19 protein-coding genes and 1 tRNA gene are annotated in these 24,298 nt (G+C 69.1%); 3 read left to right on the top strand and 17 right to left on the bottom strand.

Going from position 1 to position 24,298, the window contains the following annotated elements:
- Positions 1–22: 22 nt before the first annotated feature.
- The 13 genes from CEP50_RS16130 to CEP50_RS16070 form a co-directional block, all read right to left on the bottom strand.
- On the bottom strand, positions 23–703 hold the full coding sequence (locus tag CEP50_RS16130; protein WP_219905515.1) for a LuxR C-terminal-related transcriptional regulator: 681 nt from the start codon (positions 701–703) through the stop codon (positions 23–25).
- A gap of 142 nt (positions 704–845) precedes the next feature.
- Entirely contained in the window at positions 846–2,300 is a 1,455-nt protein-coding gene (locus CEP50_RS16125) for a glycosyltransferase (RefSeq protein ID WP_106114775.1), read from the bottom strand.
- Positions 2,301–2,355: 55 nt separating this feature from the next.
- Entirely contained in the window at positions 2,356–3,420 is a 1,065-nt protein-coding gene (locus CEP50_RS16120) for a glycosyl hydrolase family 18 protein (protein WP_258175329.1), read from the bottom strand.
- Positions 3,421–3,517: 97 nt separating this feature from the next.
- Positions 3,518–4,519, bottom strand: coding sequence for an NAD-dependent epimerase/dehydratase family protein (locus CEP50_RS16115; protein ID WP_106114773.1), 1,002 nt, complete (start codon positions 4,517–4,519; stop codon positions 3,518–3,520).
- Complete coding sequence (locus tag CEP50_RS16110; protein WP_258175328.1) at positions 4,516–5,673, bottom strand: glycosyltransferase; 1,158 nt, start codon at positions 5,671–5,673, stop codon at positions 4,516–4,518. The genes CEP50_RS16115 and CEP50_RS16110 overlap by 4 nt, the downstream gene beginning before the upstream one ends.
- Complete coding sequence (locus CEP50_RS16105; protein WP_106114771.1) at positions 5,582–7,090, bottom strand: sugar transferase; 1,509 nt, start codon at positions 7,088–7,090, stop codon at positions 5,582–5,584. The genes CEP50_RS16110 and CEP50_RS16105 overlap by 92 nt, the downstream gene beginning before the upstream one ends.
- Positions 7,090–8,316, bottom strand: a complete 1,227-nt coding sequence (locus CEP50_RS16100) for an FAD-dependent oxidoreductase (protein WP_106114770.1) — start codon at positions 8,314–8,316, stop codon at positions 7,090–7,092. Before CEP50_RS16100 ends, CEP50_RS16105 begins: the two co-directional genes overlap by 1 nt.
- A complete protein-coding gene (locus CEP50_RS16095) occupies positions 8,313–9,677 on the bottom strand; it encodes a carboxylate--amine ligase (protein WP_219905514.1) in 1,365 nt (454 codons plus the stop codon). The genes CEP50_RS16100 and CEP50_RS16095 overlap by 4 nt, the downstream gene beginning before the upstream one ends.
- A 9-nt stretch (positions 9,678–9,686) precedes the next feature.
- Entirely contained in the window at positions 9,687–11,051 is a 1,365-nt protein-coding gene (locus CEP50_RS16090; RefSeq protein WP_106114768.1) for a nucleotide sugar dehydrogenase, read from the bottom strand.
- A 72-nt stretch (positions 11,052–11,123) separates the two neighbouring features.
- A complete protein-coding gene (locus CEP50_RS16085) occupies positions 11,124–11,897 on the bottom strand; it encodes a polysaccharide deacetylase family protein (protein ID WP_106114767.1) in 774 nt (257 codons plus the stop codon).
- Between the two features lie 83 nt (positions 11,898–11,980).
- Positions 11,981–13,042, bottom strand: coding sequence for a 2-oxoacid:ferredoxin oxidoreductase subunit beta (locus tag CEP50_RS16080; RefSeq protein WP_106114766.1), 1,062 nt, complete (start codon positions 13,040–13,042; stop codon positions 11,981–11,983).
- On the bottom strand, positions 13,039–14,928 hold the full coding sequence (locus CEP50_RS16075; RefSeq protein ID WP_106114765.1) for a 2-oxoacid:acceptor oxidoreductase subunit alpha: 1,890 nt from the start codon (positions 14,926–14,928) through the stop codon (positions 13,039–13,041). Before CEP50_RS16075 ends, CEP50_RS16080 begins: the two co-directional genes overlap by 4 nt.
- Positions 14,929–15,671: 743 nt before the next feature.
- Positions 15,672–16,304, bottom strand: coding sequence for a TetR/AcrR family transcriptional regulator (locus CEP50_RS16070; RefSeq protein ID WP_258175325.1), 633 nt, complete (start codon positions 16,302–16,304; stop codon positions 15,672–15,674).
- A gap of 142 nt (positions 16,305–16,446) precedes the next feature.
- Here CEP50_RS16070 and CEP50_RS16065 point away from each other — a divergent pair, with 142 nt between their 5' ends.
- Entirely contained in the window at positions 16,447–17,979 is a 1,533-nt protein-coding gene (locus CEP50_RS16065; RefSeq protein WP_258175323.1) for a glycosyltransferase family 39 protein, read from the top strand.
- Positions 17,980–18,072: 93 nt separating this feature from the next.
- Here CEP50_RS16065 and CEP50_RS16060 read toward each other — a convergent pair whose 3' ends face one another.
- The 3 genes from CEP50_RS16060 to CEP50_RS16050 form a co-directional block, all read right to left on the bottom strand.
- Positions 18,073–18,678 (bottom strand): class I SAM-dependent methyltransferase, encoded by a 606-nt coding sequence (locus CEP50_RS16060; RefSeq protein ID WP_106114763.1) that lies wholly within the window; start codon positions 18,676–18,678, stop codon positions 18,073–18,075.
- A 254-nt stretch (positions 18,679–18,932) separates the two neighbouring features.
- On the bottom strand, positions 18,933–20,243 hold the full coding sequence (locus CEP50_RS16055; protein ID WP_106114762.1) for an aspartate aminotransferase family protein: 1,311 nt from the start codon (positions 20,241–20,243) through the stop codon (positions 18,933–18,935).
- Positions 20,244–20,443: 200 nt separating this feature from the next.
- Complete coding sequence (locus tag CEP50_RS16050; protein ID WP_106114780.1) at positions 20,444–20,830, bottom strand: DUF5313 family protein; 387 nt, start codon at positions 20,828–20,830, stop codon at positions 20,444–20,446.
- Positions 20,831–20,964: 134 nt separating this feature from the next.
- Between CEP50_RS16050 and CEP50_RS16045 the strand changes: the two genes are divergently transcribed.
- Together CEP50_RS16045 and CEP50_RS16040 are read left to right on the top strand one after the other, a co-directional pair.
- Positions 20,965–21,038: transfer RNA gene (locus CEP50_RS16045), tRNA-Pro, on the top strand.
- Positions 21,039–21,447: 409 nt separating this feature from the next.
- Entirely contained in the window at positions 21,448–22,689 is a 1,242-nt protein-coding gene (locus CEP50_RS16040) for a helix-turn-helix domain-containing protein (protein ID WP_106114761.1), read from the top strand.
- Positions 22,690–22,747: 58 nt separating this feature from the next.
- Here CEP50_RS16040 and CEP50_RS16035 read toward each other — a convergent pair whose 3' ends face one another.
- Entirely contained in the window at positions 22,748–24,283 is a 1,536-nt protein-coding gene (locus tag CEP50_RS16035) for an acyl-CoA carboxylase subunit beta (protein WP_181188416.1), read from the bottom strand.
- Between the last annotated feature and the right edge of the window lie 15 nt (positions 24,284–24,298).

Here is a 24,298-nt window from a genome sequence, read left to right as displayed (position 1 = left end):
GTTGGGGACGGTCGCCCCACGATCACGTCTGGTCCCTCGTCCCCTCCCCCGACCGAACCAGCATGACCGCCTCGATCTGGCTGTGGACGTCGAGCTTGTCGAGAATGCTGCGAGTGTGGGTCCGTACGGTCTGCACCGAGACGAACAGCTCCTCGGCGATCTGTCGGGATCGTTTGCCCTCCACCATCCCCGCCAGCACGTCCCGCTCCCTGGAGCTGAGGGACTCCAGCGGCCCGCTCCGTCCTCCGGAACCGGTGTCCTGCCGTCGCAGGGAACGCAGCACCGTCCCCAACAGCTCGGGGGGATACCACCCCTCTCCCCGGCTCACCCCCCGGATCACCGTCACCAGGTCGGCGACACCGCGCTCCTTGGGCACCCAGGCGAGCGCTCCGGCACGTGCCGCCTCCACGGCCAGCTCCCGTCCCGGTCCCGAGGCCAGCACCACGATCCCCGCAGCGGGGCAGGCCTCGTTCAGTCGGCGGAGCACCTCCGATGCCTCGGTCCCGCAGGAGACGAGGTCCACCGTCACGACGTCCGGACGAGCCGCCGCGATCTTGTCCGCCAGTTCCTGTTCGAACGGGTCGGCGCTGCCCGCCACCCACAGGTCCGGCGCGGTGGACAGACACTGGCCCAGCGCCTCGACGAACATGCGTTGTTCGTCCACCAACAGCAGACGCAGCATCCCGCCCCCCGGCACACCCACGGACCTTCGGTGTTCACATCGGATTCTGCCCCAGGTCACACACGATCGCAGGTCACGAATCCCGTAGAGCCCCTCGTGGGACACGGTCCGCCGACCAACCGCGGCTTCCGGCACGCACGAACACGGTCCGGGAAAAGTCCCCTCAGGGACCTCCGGTGGAGGCACGCTCGTTCGACGTGCCGCCGGCTCCGGGAAGGATCTCTCCACGCAGGGTGTGGGCCACGGCGGGGCCTGCGAGCGTCGCACCGCCCGGGGGCACTCTCCGACCCGGGCTGCTCCACCGGCCCGTCGACCTCGTCAACCAAGCCAACGGCAGGGTGTACAGCGACAACGCACAGTCCAGGACACGCAGCCCCAGGAAGAAGGCCCCGAACACGAGGAAGCGGGGACGGCGCAACAGCAGTGTCGCCAGCAGGCTCAGCAGGAGGTCGACGAGCACCACCCCGAACAGCAGAGTGACCAGTGATACGTGCCCGGACACCGCCTCGTGGAGAGGACCGAGGACGGAGTCGGCGGCGAACTCCGGAAACAGCACCGGCACGAGCAGCAACAGCAGGACCGCCGGAAGCAGCACCATCATCAGGCTGCTGGTCAGCAGCTCCATGATCAGCAGGAACACCATGCAGCTGAACAGGTTGCGCCGCGGGCGGTGCCGTCTCACCGTCTGCCACAGCCCCAGGGCCCAGCGTTTGGTCTGTCGCACGTAGTCCCGCAGATTGTCGGGATCCTGGGTGTAGGCCACCGCCCGCGGGGTGAAACCCACCTTGCCCAGGCCCTTCTGATAGACCTCGAAGGTCATGTTGAAGTCCTCGATCACCAGCCCGGGCGGATTCATCTCGATGAAGGGAAGCACCGCCGTGCGGTACATGCTGGCGAATCCGGGAACGATGTGGGTGGCGTTGCAGCGCAGCCAGGTCTGGCCGAACTTGAGCAGGTACTGGCTCAGCGCGTAGATCCGCTGCCGGTGGCACACGAGCAACCGTCCCAACAACGACATGCCGGACCGGTCCCAGTCGCTGCGGACGAAACCGGCCACCGCCGCCACCTCCGGGTTCTCGAACAGGGGCAGTGCCGCACGGAAGTAGTTGTCGTCGAGTCTGGTGTCGGCGTCGAGCAGTAGCACGAACGCGTAGCGTTCGACCAGCTCGAAACGCTCCACTGCCTCCCGCAACGCCCCGGCCTTCCCCACGTTGGCCCGGGTGCTGATCACGTTCACCCCCGTGCTCTCGGCGATCTCGACCGTGCGGTCGGTGGAGCCGTCGGAGACGACGTGGACGTTCTCGGCGGGCACCAGCGCCAGCACCGACTCCAGGCTGCGGCGTATCACCAGTTCCTCGTTGTGCGCGGCCATGAGCACGGCCACTCGTTCGACTCCGATCCGTCCCGCCCGTCGAGGAACCGTCTCCGAGATCGCCCGCGGTGGCGAACACAGCCTCCCGAGGTCGGACAGCGCGCGCAGCAACCACGACCGGGCCAGCACACGGGTGCGCACCCAGCCGAGGAGGGCGCTCGTGGCACGCAGCAGCCCCACCCCACCCCAGAGCACGAAGTTGGTCCCGAAAACCAGGACGGCCAACAGCCACCACGGAATCACCACGGCCACCTCCCCCGCCGTTCGCTCGGGACACGGGACGGGGCACGGGTCCCGGAGGTCATCGCCCCTCCTCTCCCCGGGAGAACACGCGACGCAACTGCGTCCAGGTACCCGGGTCCGCGGCTCCGTACATCCACAGGTAGACGCCACCGATGTCGGTCCGGTCCGCCACCTCGAACTTCGCCTGGGAACTGGTCGCGTTCTCGAACCAGACCTCGTGACCGTTCCCCTCGGCATCGGTGTAGCGGAACCAGGGTGTCGCGCTCTGCTCGTCGAACCGCACCTCGACGTCGTGCTCCCGCGCCAGCCGCATGGCATCCGCCCAGGTCACGGGCTCACCGTGCCCCTCGGACCAGTCGTATCCGTAGAGCGGCACACCCAGCACGATCTTGTGCGCGGGAATGGTGTCCCGGGCGTAGGCCACCACCTCGCGGATCCAGTCCACCGGCGCCACCGGACCGGGGGCGGAGGTGGACCAGTGCCGGTCGTAGCCCATGAGACGGACCTGGTCGGCGAACCGACCTATCGCGGCGTAGTCCTGGGCCACGTTGCGCTCGTCGTAGCCGTTCCGGGATGCCTTCGCGAACACCGCCACGGACAACGACCTGTCGTGGGCGTGCAGGGCCGCGGCGAGCCGACGGACCAGTGCGCTGAAGGCCGCGCGGTCGGAGGCCCGGAGTTCCTCGTAGTCGATGTCCACCCCGGCGTAGTCGTTGCGCAGCACCAGGTCGACGACCTCGCGGACGTGCTCCCTCCTGCGTCGGGGATCGTGCAGTACCGGTGCCACGGCCTCGTAGGACCAGCGCCCGTCGGTCATGTTCGCCACGGTGGGGGTGAGCCGCAGCCGCGTGTCCCGCATCCCGTTCACGAGGGAGTCCGCCGCCGCGGCGCGTTCGGCGGGCAGCTGGCTGACGACCCCGCCCCGGGAGTCCAGACCGTACATCCACGGTGACACCTCGCTGAACACGCGGCTGTGCCGCAGCACCGCGCTTCTCCCCCGTTCGAGGTTCCAGAAGGGAAGCGCCGCCACCACCTCGGTCCCGGAGTGGGAGGAGGGGCCGGACCGGGGTCCGGACTCGACCGACCACACCAGCATCAACAACACCAACCCCAATGCGGGCACACACGTGAGCAGACCGGTCCGCCAGCCACCGAGACGCATCCGGCGGCGAAACCCCGAGGAGTCGGAACCGGCACACATCACCCTCACCAATCGCGGGTCACTCGCGACCGGACAGCGAGGAAGCCACCGCGGTCCGGTCTGCGGTGCGGGTGTGTTCGTCGATCACGGAACGGATGATCGAGTCGGTGTCGTGCGCCGGGTGGAAACCGACCAGCTCCCGCGCGAGCGTGCAGTCCGGAACCCGACGTTGCATGTCCTCGTAGCCGCTGCCGTAGACCTCCTCGTAGGAGTGGTACTCGATCCCGCTGCGGGATCCCGTCAGGGCGATCACCCGGTGTGCCAGCCCGACGATGGACACCTGTTCCGCGCTGCCCAGGTTCACCGCGTGACCACGGGCGCGTTCGGTACGGACCAGGTCGAGCAGTGCGGGAACGACGTCGGCGACGTGGCAGAAGCACCGGATCTGTTCCCCCGTTCCGAAGACCGTCAACGGCATTCCGTGCAGCGCCTTGGACACGAAACGCGGAAGGACCATCCCGTAGCGGCCGCTCTGCCGGGGTCCCACGGTGTTGAACAGGCGCACCGTGACGGACCACACGCCCCGCTCCTCGTCCCAGGCCCGCACCAGACTCTCGTCGACCGCTTTCGCCTCCGAGTAGGACCAACGGGACTTCAGGGGGGAACCCACGATCCGGTCGTCCTGCTCGGTCAGTCCCACCTTGTCGTTCTTGCCGTAGATCTCGCTGGTGGAGGCCAGCAGCACCCGTGCGCCGTGCCGCGAGGCGGCCTCCATGACGTGCTGGGTTCCGTGAATGTTGGTGAGCAGACTGTCCAACGTGCGGTCCCGGATGACGAAGGCCCCCACGGCGGCGGCCAGGTGGAAGATCACGTCGCAGCCCGCGGCCGCCTCGTCCACGGTGCGCGCGTCGAGCACGCTCCCGGAGACCCGGTGCAGCCGCCGGGTCGGAGCGGAGTCCAGATTTCGCCAGTCCCCCGTGCTCCCGTCGTCCAGGGCGACCACGGTGTGCCCGTTCTCCAGCAGGTGCTCGACCAGGTGGGAGCCGAGGAAACCGGCGGCTCCGGTGACCAGCGCCCTCATCGGTGCACCCCCGTGGTGGTCGGACCGGTCGTGAGGTCTCCCGCCCTGCCCGTCTGGGAGGAGCTGCCGCCCCTGCGGGCCAACAGGTGCTCGTACAACGAGTCGAGGCGCTCGGTCACCGCCTCCATGCCGTAGAGCGTGCGCAGCTGCTCCACCTGCGCACGGGGGCGTTGTGCCTCCAGCTCGTCCCGCAGGGCGGCACGGAGCCGTTCCGGAGTCCCCTCCACCTCGACGGCCCGGTCGGTGTCCACTCCCTCCAGGGCCGGACAGGTGGTGTAGAGCGCGACGAGCCCGTTGGCCAACGCCTCCAGCACCGAGAGCCCGAAGGTTTCCTGCTTCGAGCAGGCGACGAAGAGGTCGAAGGACGACAGCACCGCGGCGACGTCGCTGCGCTGCCCGGCGAACAGCACCCGGTCGGAGACCCCGTGTTCGTGCGCGATCCGTTCCAGTCGCTGCCGGTCGGGGCCGTCGCCGACCAGCACCACCCGTGTGTGCTCGTCGAGCAGGGGAGCGGCCGCCTCGATGAGCAGGTCGAAACGTTTGTTCGGGTCGAGTCTGCCCAGCACCCCGATGACTCGTTCCCGCTCGGACAGACCGAGCTCGGCGCGGGTACGGCGGCGGGCTACCGGGTCGAAGGTCACCCGGTCGAAGTCGACCCCGTTGGGAACCACCCGTATCCTGCGTGCGGGCACCCCCCAGCGCCGCAGCCGCTCGGCCACGGTGTCCGAGACGGCGACCGTGGTGTCACCGAACCGCTCACTGGCCAGGTAGAGCAGCCGCACCCCGGTGGTCATACGTCTGCGTTCGAGATGGGTCTGTCCGATGGAGTGTTCGGTGGCGACGACCACCGGCACCCCCGCCAGGCGCGCGGCCGGCCGGCCGTAGACGCAGGAGCGGTAGAGATGAGTGTGCACCGCGTCGAACCCTCCGGAGCGCATCAACGAACGCAGTCGGTACAGCACGCTCGGCTCCGTGTTGCTGCGCATTCCCAGGTCGTGCACCGGGACCCCGGCCTCGGAGATCATCCCGGCCACCTCGCCCGCGTTGTACAGCGCGGCCACCTCACAGTCGTGTCTGCTGCGCCGCACCAGTTCGTACAACTGCAGTTCGGCACCACCGACACCCAAACCCGTGATCACGTGTAGTACTCGCACTCCCGGCCTCCTCGTGTTCGTTGTGTCCCTGCCCGAATCCCGCCAGCACCCCCGCCGTGCGCACGAGCACCACCAGGTCCGTCCACGGCGTCCAGTACTCGATGTAGTGGTTGTCGAAACGGGCCCGTTCGGCGATCGAGGTGTCGCCGTGCAGACCGTTCACCTGTGCCCAACCGGTGACTCCCCCTGTGACGCGATGCCGGTCGGCATAGTGGGGGATCTCGGCGGAGAAGCGCACCGCGTAGTACGGCCGTTCCGGTCGTGGGCCCACCAGTGACAGACGACCGCGCACCACATCCCACAGCTGGGGGAGCTCGTCGAGGTGAGTACGGCGCAACCACGTGCCCAGGCGCCCGCACTGCTCCGGCAACGGCCTCCAGCCGGTGTGCTCGTCCACCGCCAGCACCGTGCGCAGTTTCGTCACCAACACCAGCCCCCCGTCCCTGCCGACTCTCTCCTGGCGGAACAGGGGGCTGCCTCCACCGCTGTGCCGCACCAGTGCGGCGAGTACCGCCAACAGCGGTGTCACCGCGACCAGCAGGGGAACCGCGAGAACGAGATCGCACACCCGCTTGGTCGAGCGCGCCCCCACCGTCCGGGCCCCCACACGCAGTGGAAGCAACGGGATCCCCCACACCTCGTCCAGCGTCGCCTTCGGCACGGCGAGACCGAGGTCCGGAAGCCTCGGCAGCACGCAGAAGTCCACCGAAAGGCGGCGGCAGCGTCGTACCGCGTCGACGAGCTCGTCCGCTTCCGAGCTCTCCGGGCAGAGAATCACCCTGGTCGCTCCGTACCGTCGGACGAGTCCCTCCAGCTCGGCCGGTTCCGCGATCCCCGGCCCGTTCTCGGGGGTACTGCCGCGGTGACGCACCCCGACCGGGCGCAGTCCGAACTCCGGGTGCCGCCCGAGAGCCCCCAGGATCTCCCCCGCCGCGTCGGAGCCGCCTACCACCAGGACCGTCTCGACGAGCCTGCCGCGAGCACGCAGAGTACTCAACACTCCGCTCACCAGCAGCCGCGCACCGCACAGCGCCCCCGTCACACCCCCGCCGAGCACGGCCGTACGCACCGGCCCGAGGCCGGGTGCCAACGGAACCAGTGACAGGGCGCTGGCGAGCACCACGTGTCCGAACTCGTCCGAGACCCGTGCACACAGACGCAGCCGGTGCGCCCCCCGCACCGAGAGCACCACCAGCACCCCGCAGGAGTGGACCAGCGCCGCCACCGCCCCCACTCCCAGCCACGGCAGTACCGCACACAACGCCAGAACGTCCGTGCCCAGCAGCAGTCTCCGGGGAAGCAGACGCACCCACCGACCCGGCAGCGGGACCTCGGGCCGGTGCGACCACGTGGTCTCCGTCCCGGGCCTGGCGGTGTCGTCGCCCCCCACGTCCCGACGGGGCAGCTGGCGGGTCATCAGCGGGTCCCCGGAACGGCGAAGGCCCTGCGTTCCCGGGCCGGTGATATCCGCGCCGTCACCGCCCGGGAGGCGTGGTGGGCCCCGTAGACGAACCGCATCACCGGGCCGAAGCTCGGGGCAACGGCGGGGCCGACGAAGAACAGTCCGGGTACGGAGGACTGGTAGTCGGACCCCACGCGGGGCGTGCGGTCCAGCGTGCTCACCCCGGCGCGGAGCTCGGGACTGAGGAAGGACAACCGTCCCAGGTCGGGGCGGTACCCCGTCGCGCTGATCACGTGGTCCACCGACAGTGTGCTGGTCTCGCTGCCCCGACGCAGCCCGAGTCGCACCCGGTCCCCCGTCGGATCCGCCCATTCCACTTCACGCTGGAGCAGCATGGGAATCTTTCCGTCCACCCTGTCCCGCAGCCACCACGCACCGGCGGGGCCGAGCGCGGTACGGGCCAGTCTCACCCTGGTGGCGGGCGGCAGGAACCGGAACAACTCGGGGTGTTCGGAGTAGAACCAGGTGGCCCATCCGGTTCCCAGGCCGGCCTCGGGTTCGCGGAGCCTGCTGCGCAGGCTGCGTTCCTCGGCCGGAGGAAGTCCGTTCCAGGCGATCCGCCCGCGCCGGGCGACGATCCGCACCGAGGCTCCCGACTCGCGCAGCAGGGCCGCGGTCTCCAACGCGGACTGTCCCGCTCCCAGAACCGCCACCTCGCGGTCCCGGAACACCCCCAGATCCACGTGGGCACTGGCGTGCGAGGACAGGTGGGCGGGCAGTTCGGCCAGCACGTCCGGCATCCGCACGAAGTGCTCCACCCCGGTGGCGACCACCACGTTCCGCGCGCTCGCCGTACGACCGTCCGTCAGTTCGAGTTCGTAGCGGTCCCCGGTCCGACGGAGCCGGTCGACGAGCACCTGCTCCACGTCGGGGGCGTGGTTGCGCTCGAACCACGTGCCGTACTCCAGGAAGGTGTCCAGCGAGACCGGAACACCGATGTGGGCGTAGACCCGACCGGTCTCCCGGCAGAAGGTCTCCAGCGTGTGACTGGCATGGGGGTCCGAGAGGCTGCAGGCGAAGCCCTGGGACTTCAGGTACATGCCCCGTGGCATGGCGGTGCGCCACAGGTTCAGCGGCACCCCGAACTGGCGATGGCTGACGCCGGCGGCACGCAGGTGTGCGGCCAGCGACAGGCCGTACGGCCCGGCGCCGACGACGGCGACGTCCACTGTCTCGTTCATCCTCGGACCCCCTCGACTCGGTGTTCTTCCTGTCCGACCCGTTGCCCCGAGGACACCGGTCCCCGGGGTGTCGCCCGTGCCCGACGGAATCGCGGTGGACGTCCCCGCCTCTGCCGACTCGGGAACGGAACACGCCGGGTCAACGCGCGCCATCCCATACGCAGGCACATCAACCCGAACGGCAGGAGGTCGTCGCGCGCGAACCAGGCCCTCTCCTCGGCCCGCCACAGTGGGGAGAGCCGTTCACGGAGCGGGGGGCCGTCGGCACCGCGGTCGGCGAGCGCGACCAGCGGGTCGTAGTTCTCCACGACGAAGCGCCGGTCGGTTCCCTCCAGCCTCGGGAGAGGCTGCCCGGTCAGATCCAGATAGGTGACGGTGGCCAGGTCCAGGCCGGACTCGTCACTGAACAACCTGAACTGGGCCCCCAGCCGGGGGTTGCAGTCCAGCAGCTTGTAACACCCGTCACGCGGGTCCCGGCGCCAGTCCATGTCCACCGGACCGCGGTAGCCCGTGTCGTGGAGCAACGCCGCGGCCGAACGTGCGAGCTCCGGGTTGTTCGCCCAACGTCCACAACTCGTCAGCCCGGCTCCGGCAGGGTACGAGCGCTCCTTCACACCGGTGCAACCCACGATCTCGTCGGTGTGGACCCCCCGATAGCCGTGGAAGAACCAGTCCCGCGCGGAACGCTCGTGCCCGCTGTCGGGGAGGAACTCCTGCAGCAGGAGTGGCTGTCCGGCTCGTTCGAACAGCTCCCGCAGGCGGTCGAGGTCGTTCACCACGCTCGTACTCGGAGGACGGGGACGTCCGCGGGCCCGCCACGGCGTGGTCAGCTTGACCACCAGGGGCCAACCGACCTCGGCCGCGAAGGAGCGGGCCGCCGACCAGGTGGACACCGTCTCCGTCACGGGGGTCGGGATCCCGTACTGGGCGCACAACTCGGACAACGAGTCCTTGCCCGCCATCCTGCGGGGCAGACCGCCGGGCGAACCGGGGAACAGCAGTTCCGGCGGGACCCGCTCGGAGTGCTCGGCCAGCAGAATGGCTCCGGCGTCGTCGGTGGGGATGACCACGGTGGGACGTCCGAGGTGGCGCGCGATCCGACTCAGGCCGTCGAGCACCTCCTCGGCGGAGGCAGTGGCGGCCCGCCAGCGCCAGTAGCCACGCAGGTAACGCGAACCGGCGGCGGGAACGAACCGGCTCTCGCACACCGCGTGGACGGGCACACCGAGGCGCCCCAGACTCCGGATCACCCCCAGACCACCGTGGTGGAGCGGATTGTCGTCCAGTTTGAACACCAGAGCCGGCGAGCTCGTGTCCATACCGGCGGGCGTGGTCGGGCGGTCTTCCTCACGGACGAACACGGCGCCTCCTCACAACAGCCGACGGTGCGGGACCCGGTCGAACAGGTAGGTGGCGTCCAGCACCAGCGGGTAATCGATTACCCAGTCGTAGTCGACTCCGGGGTGCAGCGTGTGCACCACCACCAGATCCCACCGCTGCTCTTCCGGACGCTCGGTGTCGACCAGCTCGGTGCCGTCCTCCAGCTCGACCCGGGGAACCAGGGGGTCGTGGTAGGCGACCTCGGCTCCCGAGGCCCGCAGCCCGCCCAGGATCGGCAGGGCGGGGGACTCCCGCAGGTCCCCCACTCCGGCCTTGTAGCTGACCCCGATCACCAGCACCCGCGAGTTCGGCGTCGCCACACCGTGCTCCCGCAGCAGCTCCGTGGCACGCCGCACCACCTGGTGTGGTCGCTGCCGGATCGCCCGCATCACCTGTTCCAGCAGCGGCGCCTCCGCCCGCCGCTCCCGCAGCTGCCACAGCAGGTAGTACGGATCGCAGGGGATACAGTGTCCCCCCACCCCCGGGCCGGGGAACCCCCCGAGGAACCCGTAGGGCTTGGTCCCCGCGGCCAGGGTCACCTCGATGGGGTCCAGTTCCAACCCCCGACAGACCTCGGCGAACTCGTTGGCCACCGCCAGCGTCACGGCACGGAACACGTTCTCGTACAGCTTGGTCAGCTCCGCCGCCTCCGGCGAGCTCACCAGGAACACGGAGCGGGTGACACAGCTGATCACGCTCGCGGCCCGCTTGGCACAGCTCTCGGTGATCCCGCCCAGCACCCGAGGGGTGTCCTGCTGCCGGTGGTCCGGGTTGCCCGGGTCGATGCGTTCGGCGCTGAAGGCCACGTACACGTCGTCGCCGGGCGTGAAACCACGCCGTCGCAGCGGTTCGGCGACCAGCTCCCGGGTGGTTCCCACATAGCTCGTCGAGGTGAGGACGACGGTCTGCCCGGCACGCATGTGCTCGACGACCCCCAGGCACGCCTCGCGCAGGGCTCCCAGGTCCGGCGTGTTGTCCGCTCCGACCGGTGTGGGAACGCAGATGACCACGGCCTCGACCGAGCCGATGAGCGAACTGTCCGAACTCACCCGGATGTCACCGCTCTCCAGGCCCGCGCGCAGCCGCCGCCGGTCGGACTCGGCCAGGTCGACCTCTCCCCGCCGGATGTTCTCCAGACGGTCGGGGCTGACGTCGACACCGACCACCCGGACGTGCTGTGTGTGGAACTCCACGGCGGTCGGCAGCCCCACGTAGCCGAGTCCGACCACCGCCACCGACTCCGGTGTCACCGCGGACGCCGAGGGACCGGACTCCACGGCGGAATAGCTCACCAACCTGTCGGCGAACTCGTACTCTCGACCGTTGACCGCCAACGACAGCGGAAAACCCTCCACGATCCCTCCCCGGAGCAGACGGTGTTTCCGGACATCCGGGTCGACGGTGACACTCTTGTCGGCGGGAACGCCTCATACACCGTGGGGAGAATGTCTACCCACTCGGAGGGACCCGGACTCCCGCAGTGCGGCCCGCCACCGCTTCATCTCCAGCCGGGGCCCGTTGTCACGGTCGCCCACGTAGATCCGGGGCAGGGTGAACAGCCCTCCCCGGTGCGGGGGGCGGACCGCGCAGGCGTAGGAGTAACCGGCGGCCCGCACCTCCTGCTCGGTCGCCGTGTCGAGGTCACCGTAGGGGTAGCAGAAACCGCTCACTTCGTCCTGCACCAGTTCCTCGAGCTCGGCACGGCTGCGGTGGATCTCCTCGACCGCCTCGTGGCGGGGCAGGGTGGACAGCCGCCGGTGCAGCAACCCGTGCGAGCCCACCTCCATGCCCCGGGCCGCCACGCACCGGACCTGCTCCGCCGTCATCAGCGGTTTGGTCGGCCCGTCCCCGTCCCACCCGTTGTGCCCACCGAGCCGTCCGGCCAGTACGAACACGGTGGCGGTGAAACCGTGCCTGCGCAACAGCTCGACCACGGTGGTTTCGAAGTCGACATAGCCGTCGTCGAAGGTCAGGCCGACCAGGCCACGCGCGTCACCCGCGCGGTGGGCCCGCAGCAGATGCCCGACTCCGACCCCGGTCCACCCCCGCAGCCGGAGCCAGCGCAGCTGACGTGCGAAACGTGCGGGACGCACGGTCACGTTGTAGGGATCGCTGTCGTACTCGGCCACCGAGTGGTACATCAGCACCGGAGGCAGGGACCGGCTGATGTGCTGTTCCTCGACGGTTTCCGGATCGGTCATGCTCACCCCCCGGGACGTCTGCCCGGGGAGCATAGAGCGGACACACCCGCGACGGATCCGACACCGTCGGTAGTTCCGCTACCTCAGATTGTCCAGGTGTTGTTGCCGGTGAGCAGTTTCTGCAGGTCGGCTGGTTTGCGCTCCGCCGCCTCGGTCAACTGGGCCCGTACCTGGTCGTCGTAGGTCGGCCGGGAGACGGCCCGGAATATTCCGGTGACCGTGGGGTCGAGGTGCTGCCCCCCGAGCCGGGAGAGCGCGAAGGCGTGGCTGGTGTCCTCGCGATGGGCGTCGTGGACCACGACCTCGCTCTCGTCGACCTCGGCCAGCTTCGCGACCCGGAGTTCACCATTGTCGTCGCGGACGACACCGTAGCGCTCGTCCTCCGGGCCGAAGGTGACGGGCTGGCCGTGGTGCACCTGGATGAGCCTGCGCTGCTTCTCCTCCGCGTCCTTGAGGACGTCGAAGGCCCCGTCATTGAAGATCGGGCAGTTCTGGTAGATCTCGACCAGCGAGGAACCCCGGTGCGCCGCGGCGGCCCGCAGGGTATCGGTCAGGTGCGCACGGTCGGAGTCCAGGGTGCGGGCCACGAAACTGGCCTCGGCTCCGAGGGCGAGCGAGACCGGGTTGAACGGGGTGTCCAGCGAACCGACCGGCGTGGACTTGGTGACCATGCCCTGGTCGGAGGTCGGCGAGTACTGTCCCTTGGTCAACCCGTAGATGCGGTTGTTGAACAACAGCACGGTGATGTTGACGTTGCGGCGCAACGCGTGGATGAGGTGGTTGCCACCGATGGACAGCCCGTCGCCGTCCCCGGTGACCACCCACACGTTGAGGTCCGGACGCGTGGTGGCCAGCCCGGTGGCGATGGTGGGGGCACGGCCGTGGATGGAGTGCATCCCGTAGGTGTTCATGTAGTAGGGGAACCTGGCCGAGCAGCCGATTCCGGAGACGAACACCGTGTTCTCGCGGGGAATGCCCAGTTCGGGCAGGAAACCGCGCACCGCGGCCAACACCGCGTAGTCCCCGCAGCCGGGGCACCAGCGAACCTCCTGGTCGCTGGTGAAGTCCTTGGTCGACAGTTCCTGCCCGCCCGCCGGAACACCGGCCAGACCATCCACCGCGGGAAACCCTAGATCCGTCGTCACAGCTCGCTCCCCTGCACCACGTCGGACAGCACCTTCTCCAACTCCTCGGCCTGGAACGGCAGCCCGGCCACCTTCGTGTAGGACCGGGCGTCCACCAGGTAACGCGACCGCAGCAGCATGGCCAGCTGTCCGGTGTTCATCTCCGGCACGATCACCCGGTCGTAACCGCGCAGTACCTCACCCAGGTTGGACGGCATCGGGTTCAGATACCTCAGGTGTGCCTGGGCGATCTCCATGCCCTGCTGGCGCACCCTGCGGCAGGCCGCACCGATGGGCCCGTAGGAGGACCCCCAACCCAGCACCAGCACGCGCGCCTGCCCGCTCGGGTCGTCCACCTCCACGTCGGGCACCTCGACGCCGTCGATCTTGCGCTGGCGCAGCCGCACCATGGCGTCGTGGTTGTCCGGGTCGTAGGAGATGCTGCCCTTGCCGTCGACCTTCTCCAGCCCGCCGACCCGGTGCTCCAGACCGGGAGTGCCGGGGATCGCCCACTGTCGGGCCAGTGTCTCCGGATCCCGCACGTACGGCCAGAACTCCCCCGAACCGTCGGAGGCGTTCGGCTCGGTGGCGAACGTGACCCGCAGGTCGGGCAGCTGCTCCACGTCCGGGATCAACCACGGTTCGGAGCCGTTGGCGGTGGCCCCGTCGGACAGCAGCAGCACCGGTGTGCGGTAGGTCAGCGCGATCCGCGCCGCCTCCAGGGCGATGTCGAAGCAGTCCGCCGGGGAACGCGGTGCCACCACGGCCACCGGGGACTCGCCGTTACGGCCGTACAGGGCCTGCAACAGGTCGGCCTGTTCGGTCTTGGTCGGAAGTCCGGTGGACGGGCCACCGCGTTGGATGTCGCACACCAGCAGTGGAAGCTCCAGTGCCACGGCCAGCCCGATCGTCTCCGACTTCAGCGCCAGCCCCGGGCCGGAGGTCGTGGTCACTCCCAGGGAACCACCGAAGGAGGCCCCCAGGGCCGCTCCCACTCCCGCGATCTCGTCCTCGGCCTGGAAGGTGGTCACCCCGAAGTTCTTGTGTCTGGCCATCTCGTGCAGCACGTCCGAGGCCGGGGTGATCGGGTAGCTGCCCAGGAACACCGGGAGTTCGCTGCGCCAGCCCGCACTCACCAGGCCGTAGGCCAGCGCCTGGTTGCCCGTGACCTGGCGGTAGGTCCCCCGGGGCAGACTGGCCGGAGCCACCTCGTAGGAGACCGCGAACGACTCGGTGGTCTCCCCGTAGTTCCACCCGGCCCGGAAGGCCAGCACGTTGGCCTCGGCCACCTGGGGCTTGCTCGCGAACTTCTCCCGCAGGAACCGCTCGGTGTCCTCGGTGGGCCGGGAGTACATCCACGACAGCAGCCCGAGCGCGAACATGTTCTTGCAGCGCTCGGCCTCCTTGCGGGTCAGCCCCGTCTCGGCCACCGCCCCCTTGGTCAGCTCACTCATCGCCACCGGGTGCACCGTGAAGCGCTCCAGCTCCCCGGATTCCAGTGGCGAGGTCTCGTAGCCCACCTTCTTCAGGTTGCGCTTGGTGAACTCGTCGGTGTTGACCACCACCGTGGCCCCGTCGGGGAGGTCCCCGAGGTTGGCCTTCAACGCCGCCGGGTTCATCGCCACCAGCACGTCGGGACGGTCCCCGGGGGTGAGGATGTCGTAGTCGGCGAAGTGCAGTTGGAAGCTGGACACGCCGGGCAACGTGCCCGCGGGGGCCCGGATCTCGGCGGGGTAGTTCGGCAGCGTCGCCAGGTCGTTGCCGAACGCCGCGGCCTCCGAGGTGAAACGGTCACCGGTCAACTGCATACCGTCACCGGAATCCCCGGCGAACCGGATCACGACGCGATTGGCCTTACGACGCGTCTCCGTCCGTTCCTCGGGTCGATGTCCGTTCGTCGCCACCACTTGACCAGTTCCCCTTCACCGTGCGGGACGGCGCACCCCTGGCGTGGCCCGCTCGTCCGCTGCCGCTGTTCGTACCGTGGACCGCGTCCGGCGATCAAGCCGCAACCGCACGCGACATACTCACGGTACGCCGATTCGGGTGGTCGACGCATTCCTCCCCTCAGTCGTGATTCGGGGAAACCACGCTTCCGCCCTTCTCCCGCGACGGAACACGGAAAGCGACGAACAACACCGCACCACGGAGACGACAACACGGAGGAATCGACACGAAAAACGGATCGGTCACGGATTCTTCCTTTTCGTGAACCGGCCCCGTCCCACACGGTTCCGCACCGCCCGTCGCACGTTCCCCGGCAGGAACCGTCCGGCACGCCCCGGCGGCGGTCCTCGCCCCGCAGGCGCCTGCGCCGGGGGATCTCCGGCTCACCCTCCCCCGGCGCCTCCGGAACGAACCTCCTCCCCTTCGAGAGGAGACGCCCCCGCGGCCGCACCCCTCCTTTCTCGGAAGAACCGGCCGGACTCGTTCCTCCCGGTTTCACCCGAAAACACGACGAACGACACACGCGGTGGAGAATCCTCTTCCGAACGGCGGAAAGAAAAATCTCCCGCACCGGGAAAACACCGGATGTGACATCGGCCATATCTTCCCGGATCCCTTCCCCGCGAGCCCGAAGAGGCGGAATCACCCCCCGCACGAACCCCACACTTCCCAGCATGCGGGAAAAACGGGGTGTCCTTCGGAGTCACTCCCGTTCGCCGAGCACCACCCCGTCGCAGAAGATCCGGGTGTAGTGCTCGGCGATGGCCCGCGCGCTCGTCCGCCCGGTGGGGTTGTACCACCGCACGGCGGAGGAGACCGAGTCCCTGATGAGGCGATGCGCCAGCCCGGGGTTGAGCTCCGGACGGAAGACCCCACGACGCTGGCCGTCACGCAGCACCCGCACCCAGATGCGCTCGAACTCCCTGTCGGCCCTGCCCAGGTACTCGAACGTGGCGAAGCCCGCCAGGTAGTCCCCCTCGTGGTGCAGGATCGCCATGGCCCGGCGGTGCCTGGGCAACGCGGCGAAGGAGACCCTGATCAGTCCGGTCAGCTCCTGGCGCGGGTCACCCCCTTCCTCGGTCACCCGCCGGAAGGCGGCCAACTGGGCACCGAGGTAGGAACGCAGGATCTCGTCGACCATCTCCTCCTTGGAGGCGAAGTGATGGTAGAGGCTGCCGGAGAGGATGCCCGCCTGCTCGGCTATCTCCCGGACCGTCGTGGCCGTGAAACCCTGTTCGGCGAACAACCGGGCGGCGATGGACAGCAACTGTGCTCTGCGCCCGGAACCGCTCCTCGGTTCCTCCGGAAGTGGTTCGACCCGTTCACGCCCGTTCATCCGTCCCATTGTCGGCCACCACACTCGCCCCGGCAGGCTTGCGAACACGCCCCGGGCACCTCCGCACCGGGATCACCACGGGTCCTTTCCCCCATCCGGACTCTGGCACGATCAGATCCGCCACTCGACCGAGGGAGGAACCGTGTCCGTGTCCGTGACGACCAGCTCGGAGGAGGGGGCCTTCCCACGGAGGGACGGCCGGACGACCACGTTCGCCCGCACCCCGGTGCTGGCTCTGGCCGGCGCCACGGGGACACTGTTGCTGCTGCTCAGCGGACGTTACGGCTATCTCTCCGACGAGCTGTACTTCCTCGCGGCGGGCAAGTACCACCTGGACTGGGGCTACATGGACCAGCAACCGCTGGTGCCGCTGCTGGCCCGCTGGTCCGACGAGGTCTTCCCCGACTCCCTGGTGGCGCTTCGCGTGCTGCCCGCCCTGGTCACGATGGCCGGGATCGTGGTCACCGCCCTGATCGCCCGGGAGCTCGGCGGCGACCACCGCGCGCAGACCCTGGCCGCCGCGGCCTACGCGCTGTCCCCCTGGTTGCTGCTCAGCGGGCACTGGCTCGCCGCGGCCACCCTCGCACCGTTGGAATGGGGGGTGGTGCTGTGGCTGCTCACCCGCTGGGTCCGGCTGTGTTCACTCGGATCTCCCCGGGACCGGCTGCTGTGGGCGGCCGCGCTCGTGGTCGCCGTGGGTGTGCAGACGAAGTTCCAGGTGGTCGTGCTCTGCGTGATGTTCCTGCTGGGAGTGGCCGTGGCGGGTCCCCACCGGTTGCTGACCAGGCCCGCACTGTGGTTCGGCGGGCTGGGGGTGCTGGTGACCGCGCTGCCGACGCTGGTGTGGCAGCACCGCAACGGCTGGCCCGCCGTGGACATGGGCACCGTGGTGGCTTCCGAGACCGACAGGTGGCTGTTCCTGCCCAACGCGCTGTTGTTCTCCGGTGTGCTCGTCGGTGCGGTGCTGTGCTGCTACGGGCTCTGGGTCCTGCTGCGCCGCCCGGAGTTCACCGAGTACCGCTGCCTGGGATGGACCGTGGTGGGCACTGTCGGGTTCTTCCTGGTGGTCAGCGGCAGGCCGAACTACCCGGCCGGGCTGTTCGGGCTGGTGTTCGCCGCCGCGGCGGTCGGTCTGCAACAGCGCGGACGAACACGGGGCACCGCCTTCGGATGGCTCGCCGGAGTGGCCTACCCGGTTTCGGCGCTGCTTCCGCTGGCGATGTTGCCGATCTATCCCCTGTCCTTCCTGGCCGAGCATCCGGAGATCGTCAACTACAGCCGCATGTACGAAACCGGCTGGAACGAACTCGCCCACACCACTGCCGAGGCCTACGCCGAGCTGCCCGAGTCGCTGCGCGAGGACACCGTGATCGTCGGTTCGACCTATCCGATAGCCGCGGCGCTGGACGTGCACGGACGGGAACTGGGACTGCCCGGGGTCTACAGCCCGCACCGGGGGTACTGGTTCTTCGGCCAACCCCCGGACTCGGCGCGGGCCATGCTCTACGTGGGCGGGAGGGACGCGATCACGCACCACTTCGGACAGCGACGGCAGCTGGACACCGTGCCCAGCAGACACGGGGTGGTCAACATCGCGCGCGGGGTGCCGGTGACGCTCTACACGCAACCGAGGGTGAGCTGGTCCGAGCTGTGGCCCCGGGTCAGAACCCTCTGAGAACCCGATCCCGCGGAGCTCGTCCCGCCCGCCACACACAGCGACGTTCCCGCCGGGCACCGCCGCTTCGGCTGCCGGTGCCGGGCTGGGCACCTAGCCCCGGAGGACGGGTCTGCGGCAGACGTAGACCCGGGCGGGTGGAACGTTGCGCCACACCGTGCGCGAGGTGATCACCTCGTCGAAGAGTTCCCCGAGACGGTGGCGGAACAACCGGGCCCCCCGCAGCCCGAGCGCATGGGCGTAGGCGATCGTGGTGAATCCTCCGCCGGGGGCCAGCACCCCGCCCACCTCACGCAGCACACGTCGTTGGGACTCCGCGTCGAAAAGCGACCAGGGCAGACCGCTGACCACGGCGTCGACCGAGTGGATGCCCACCCCGGCCAGCAGCTCCCCCAGACGCTCGGCGTCCCCCTCCAGCACTTCCAGGCCGGGGTGGGTGGCACGCAGGTGCTCGCACATACCGGGGTCGATCTCGACGGCGACGTGTCTTCCCCCCTCGGGAACCCGTTGTGCGATCGCCCCGCTGAGCGCTCCGGTTCCCGGGCCGAGTTCGACGACGACCGGCCGCTCGGTGCTCGGCACCACCGCGGCCATCTCCCTGGCCAGGACCGGGGAGCTGGGCAACACCGCGCCGACGGTGGAGGGTTCCCGAACCGCTCTGGTCACGAAGGTGCGGTACTCGGTGAACAGGGAGTTCACCCGCGAAGCCGCGCCGTCGGAGCTGCCGGTTCGGGGGTGTCGCGGGGACTGTGATCGTGTCAACACTGGCCTTCCGGTCGGGTGCTGCCCGGGCGCACGACCGCTCCTCGCCCCGGTCACGGGACTCGGGGCGGGCGGTCCCGGGCTCGGTCCGCTTCCGGGAACCGTGACGGGTTCCGTCACGGTCTTCCCGGTTTCAGCCTATCCGTGCCCGCCCCGGAGGCCACGGACACCCGGTGGGCGGGCTCACCCGTTCAGCAGGAGACACGCAGGGCTTCGAGCAGAACGCGCGCTCCCTGTCTGGCCTCCTGCTCGGTCAGGCTCAGCGGCGGAGCGATCCGCAGCACGTTGCCCTCGAGTCCGCCCTTGCCGATCAACAGTCCCCGGGCACGAGCCTGTTCGGTCGTCTCGGCGGCGAGTTCCGGAGCCGGGGAACCGTCGGAACGCAGCAGCTCCACACCGAGCATCAGGCCCCTTCCCCGTATCTCGCCCACGGCGGGAAGTGCCTCGGCCTCGGACAGCTCGGCGCGCAGCACCGCTCCCACCTCGCGGGCGTTGCCCCGCAGATCGTTGCGCAGGTGGTGTTCCAGGTTGGCGAGGGCACCCGCGGCGGTCAGCGGGCTGCCACCGAAGGTGGAGATCGAGTTTCCCTCCAGGGACTCCATCACCTCGGCCCGGGCGACCACCCCCGCTATGGGCAGTCCGTTGCCGACCCCCTTGGCGAAGGTGATCATGTCGGGCGGGCCGTTGTCGGCGTGGGCCTGCCACCCCCAGAAGTGCTCACCGGTACGTCCCCACCCGGTCTGTACCTCGTCGCTGATCCACAGGATGCCGTGCCGGTCGAGTACTTCCCGGAAACGGGCGAACATCCCGTCCGGAGGGGCGGTGAAACCGCCGACTCCCTGGATCGGCTCGGCGATCAGGCAGGCGACGTTCCCGTGCAGCTGGGCCAGCACGTCCTCGAGGTCGTTCACACAGGCAGCGGTGAACTCCGCGTCGTCGAGCCCGGCGAAGGGGGTTCCCCTCCGGCGGCTGCCGTGCACGTAACTCGTCTGCACCGGAGAAAGGCTGCTCGGCGACCAGGCACGGTTGCCCGTGACGGACAACGAGGAGAACGAGCGACCGTGGTAGCTGTTGCGCAGCGCCAGGATCTGGTTGGAGCAGCGGTGGGCGGTGGCCAGCAGCAGGGCGGTGTCGTTGGCCTCCGTGCCGCTGGTGGTGAAGAAGACGCGGGGATCCTCGATGCCGGAGAGTTCTGCGATCCGTTCGGCCAGTTCGACCATCGGCCGGTTCAGGTAGAGCGTCGAGGAGTGCAGGATACGACCCGCCTGGGCGGCCACCGCCTCGGTCACCTCGGGGACGGCGTGGCCGGTCATGGTGGTCAGGATCCCGCCGAAGAAGTCGAGGTAGTTGTTGCCCTCGGCGTCCCGGACGTGTCTGCCGGAGCCGCTCACGATGTCGATCGGTTCGGAGTACAGCGTGTCGAGCCAGGACGGCAGTACCGCCGCGCGCCGCCGCGCCAGACTCGCGTGCTCGCCCTTCCCGTGGTCGGAATCCTCGCTCATCGTCCGCCTTCCCGCCGTGTTCCCGTCCGCCGTCGGCGTGGCCGCCGCTCACGCGGATCCCGAACCTAGGAGGTGATCGCGGCCGGTGCAATACGCCCTCCCGTCCGGGTTCGGGCGGGCCGCTCACGGGGAGTGGAGGCCGTGTGCCCCGTCCGAGGGGCCCACGACCCCACCCGCACCGGACCCGGCGGGTGAGGGGATCACTCCCACCCCCGCCGTCTGCGCGCCTCGTCACGGGCTGTTCTACGCAGGTCCCGGTAGATGGCCCTGGTCTCCCGACCGATGCCCGGCGGGTAGCCGTGTTTGATCAACCGGTGTTCGTTGGTTTCCACCATCGCGCTCGCCGAGTAGAACAGGCCCACGAGCAGTCCCAGGACGATCGAGCTCAGCCGGATGTGGAGCGGGCCGGGCAACAGCAGCACCACGACACAGAACGGGGCGAGCTGGGTCAGGGCGCGCAGGAAGTGGCGCAGCACCCAGGTCCGGCAGGTGACGTCGTGCAGCACCCACTCGGACAGGTGCGCGGGTAGTTTGCCGCCGAACGTGTACCAGACCCACTGGAGAGCGTTGGGTCTGCGTGTGCCCATCACTGCGACCATAGCTCCCATCACGGCGCAGCGTAGTCCTCGTCGCGCCCATCCGGGGGTGGTACCCACCCCCGCTGCGAGGGGCGTTCCGCCGTGGTGTAGGCTGATCACAGTTCACAAGGAAAGAGCGCGAACGGGACGTGGCGCAGCTTGGTAGCGCACCTGACTGGGGGTCAGGGGGTCGTGGGTTCGAATCCCGCCGTCCCGACCGATGGCGAAGCCCGTCGTGCCGTGTGCGGACGAGAACACGGTTCGGCGGGTTTTTTCCTGTGCTCCCCGTGAGGGACCGGCCGGCTCACACCGACGGCCACGGTCCGTCACGGATGTCGGGTCGTGCGCACGCCCTCCGGCCGGCCTCCGTACGGGCTCCTCGGCGCCTTCCGGCGGGTTCGCACCGGGTCCTCCTGAGACCGAATCCGGGTGAATGCGCTCGCCTTCCCTTTCGAACACACCCAATAAAACGAGCTTTTTTCATATACATCGAACGGACAAAGTACTCACCCAAACAGGTGATTAAGTTCGTGGCACGCCCCCCACTAGAGTGATTACTCATCAGTAGCACGAAAGCGGTGCGGATCGGAAAGAGTTTTCGCGAGCCCCTTCCGAAAGGGAGTGTCATGACGAAGGCGATGAACAGCACCGAGAGCACACGGCTGTGGGCGGCGCTCCCCGACGACCTGGCACCACTGCTGCGCCCGGAAATTCCCAGTCTCGCCAACCAGATCCTGAGCGAGATCCAACGTCGCATTCCGGAATACGCCCGACCACTGGACCGACATTACGTCCACGCGATCAGACGGGGAATCGAGGAGGCCCTCAGCCGGTTCGTCGAACGCATCGCGGACCCGAGCACACCGTTGAACCGCTGCGCCGACGTGCACCGCGCGCTCGGCAAGGCGGAGATGCGCGAAGGGCGCAGCCTGGACAGCCTCCAGGCCGCCTACCGACTCGGTGCCAGACTGGCCTGGCGCCGAGTCGCCCACCTGAGCGAGAGAGTCCGCATCCCACCCCGGACCACGCTGCTGCTGGGCGAAGCCATCTTCGCCCACATCGACGAGCTCACCGCCCTGTCCGTGGAAGGCTACGCCGCCGCCCAGGCCCGCGCGGCGGGCACGATGGCCCGCCGCCGCAGACGTCTGCTCGAACTGCTCGTGTCCGAACCGCGTCCCCCGGCCGGAAGCATCCAGGAGGCGGCCACGAGCGCGCAGTGGAAACTTCCCGACAAGGTGACCGTGGCGGCACTGGAACAGTACGAACGGACCCAGCCGAGCACCAGTAATCCGCTGTCCGGCTGGAACGCGCTGGTGGACCTGGAATGCGGCGAGCCGCACCTGCTCGTTCCCAGCGACCACGACGAACCGGAACGGATCGACTGGTCGAAGGAACTCGCCGGATGGCGGGTGGTGCTGGGCTCTCCCGTCCCCCTCGACCAGGCGAACAGGTCGCTGCGCTGGTGCCGCCGGCTCATGGAACTGATCCGTTCGGGAATGTGGCCGGACAGACACGTCAACCACTGCCACGACGATCTCTCCAGCATCCTGCTGTTGCAGGACGAACAGCTGATCAAGGAACTCGCCAGACGCAGGCTGGCCCCACTGGCGACGCTGCGTCCCAAGCAACGCGCCCGCCTGGCCGCCACCCTGCTGAGCTGGTTGCAGACCCGGGGCGGGGCTCCTGAGGTCGCCCAACGGCTGCGGGTGCACCCACAGACCGTCCGCTACCGGTTACGTCAGCTCGACGAACTGTTCGGGGCGGCGCTGCACGACCCCGAATCACGTTTCGACATGGAAATCGTGCTGCGTGCCTCCCACATGCTCACCGGCGACCACGACGAACCCCTGGAGTGGCTGGCCGAGTGATCCGCCCTCCTGCCGGGCCGCGAAGGACGGGGCGGACACAGCCGGGGAGACACCACGGTCACAGCGGCATCGTACTGTGTTTCCTCGGCGGGCCCTCCTCACGTTTGGTCTCCAGCATCTCCAGGGAGGTGGCCAGTCTCTGCCTGGTCCACGAGGGTCTGATCACCGCGTCCACGTACCCGCGGCGCGCCGCCGCGTAGGGGTTGGCGAACTCCTCGCGGTACTCCGCCAGGAGCTTGGCCCGGACCTTGTCCACCGAACCGTTGGCCGCCGCCTCGGCCAGTTCCTCTCGGTAGAGCAGCTCGACCGCCCCCTCGGCACCCATGACGGCGATCTCCGAGGTGGGCCAGGCGAGGTTCACGTCGGCCCCCAGGTGTTTGGAGCCCATCACCGCGTAGCCACCTCCGTACGCCTTCCTGGTGACCACGGTCAGTTTGGGCACGGTGGCCTCCGAATAGGCGTAGATCAGTTTGGCCCCACGCCTGATGACGCCCCGACGTTCCTGGGAGCTTCCCGGCAGGTACCCGGGAACGTCCACGAAGGTCAGCACCGGGATGTTGAACGCGTCGCAGAAACGCACGAACCGGGCCGCCTTCTCGCTGGCGTCGATGTCCAGGATCCCGGACTGGTGCATCGGCTGGTTGGCCACCACCCCCACGCTGCGCCCCCGCAGACGTCCGAAACCGCACAGCACGTTCGGTGCCAGGGCGGACTGGACCTCCAACAGCTCGCCCTCGTCCAACACCGCCCCGAGTACCCGGAGCATGTCGTAGGAACGGTGTGCCGAGTCCGGAACGAGGGTGTCCAGCTCGCTCGCGGGTAGCGCGGCCTCCGTCTCGGCGAACTCCGGGGGAGCCTGGAGGTTGTTGTCCGGCAGGAACGTCAACAACGTCCGCACCCAGTCGAGGGCGTCCTCCTCGTCCGCGGCGACGTAGTGCACGTTGCCCGCCAACGAGGCGTTGACGCCGGCACCGCCGAGTTCCTCGGCGCTGATCTCCTCGCCGGTGACGGAGCGAACCACCTCGGGACCGGTGACGAACATGCGCGAGGTGCGATCCACCATGACGGTGAAGTCGGTCAACGCCGGAGTGTAGACCGCTCCCCCGGCACACGGGCCCATGACCACGGAGATCTGGGGGACCACCCCCGAGGCCCGGGAATTGCGCCGTGCCACCTCGGCGTAGTAGGCCAGCGAGGTGACCCCCTCCTGGATCCGCGCCCCACCGGAGTCGTTGAGACCGATCAGCGGACAGCCGATCTTCAACGCCAGATCCAGGACCTTGACCACCTTCTCGCCGAAGGCCTCGCCCATGCTCCCACCGAACGTGCTGAAGTCGTGGGCGAACAGGCACACCTTCCGTCCGTCCACGGTGGCGTGACCGGTCACCACCCCGTCGCCGTAACGACGCTGCTCCTCGTCGAGACAGTCGCCGCCGTGCTGGACGAACTCGCCCGTCTCCACGAAGGACCCCCTGTCGACGAGCAGCTCCACCCGTTCCCGAGCGGTGTGCTTGCCACGCGGGTGCTGTTTCTGCCGCGCCCGCTGCTCGGTCCCGACCACGGCGGCTCGGTACCGCTGCTCGAACTCCGCCATGCGTCCCGCCGTGGT

This window comes from Actinopolyspora mortivallis (assembly GCF_003001495.1).
Taxonomy (GTDB): Bacteria; Actinomycetota; Actinomycetes; order Mycobacteriales; family Pseudonocardiaceae; genus Actinopolyspora; species Actinopolyspora mortivallis_A.
The sequence above is the reverse complement of the archived record's forward strand: the minus strand, read 5'-3'. Positions and strand labels throughout refer to the sequence as shown.

Excerpts from the sequence above, each read along its gene's own strand:
- CEP50_RS16035 (WP_181188416.1), bottom strand. The coding sequence starts at position 24,283 with ATGGCGGAGTTCGAGCAGCGGTACCGAGCCGCCGTGGTCGGGACCGAG.
- CEP50_RS16055 (WP_106114762.1), bottom strand. The coding sequence starts at position 20,243 with ATGAGCGAGGATTCCGACCACGGGAAGGGCGAGCACGCGAGTCTGGCG.
- CEP50_RS16100 (WP_106114770.1), bottom strand. The coding sequence starts at position 8,316 with ATGAACGAGACAGTGGACGTCGCCGTCGTCGGCGCCGGGCCGTACGGC.
- CEP50_RS16105 (WP_106114771.1), bottom strand. The coding sequence starts at position 7,090 with ATGACCCGCCAGCTGCCCCGTCGGGACGTGGGGGGCGACGACACCGCC.
- CEP50_RS16040 (WP_106114761.1), top strand. The coding sequence starts at position 21,448 with ATGACGAAGGCGATGAACAGCACCGAGAGCACACGGCTGTGGGCGGCG.
- CEP50_RS16085 (WP_106114767.1), bottom strand. The coding sequence starts at position 11,897 with ATGACCGATCCGGAAACCGTCGAGGAACAGCACATCAGCCGGTCCCTG.
- CEP50_RS16115 (WP_106114773.1), bottom strand. The coding sequence starts at position 4,519 with ATGAGGGCGCTGGTCACCGGAGCCGCCGGTTTCCTCGGCTCCCACCTG.
- CEP50_RS16050 (WP_106114780.1), bottom strand. The coding sequence starts at position 20,830 with ATGGGCACACGCAGACCCAACGCTCTCCAGTGGGTCTGGTACACGTTC.
- CEP50_RS16070 (WP_258175325.1), bottom strand. The coding sequence starts at position 16,304 with ATGAACGGGCGTGAACGGGTCGAACCACTTCCGGAGGAACCGAGGAGC.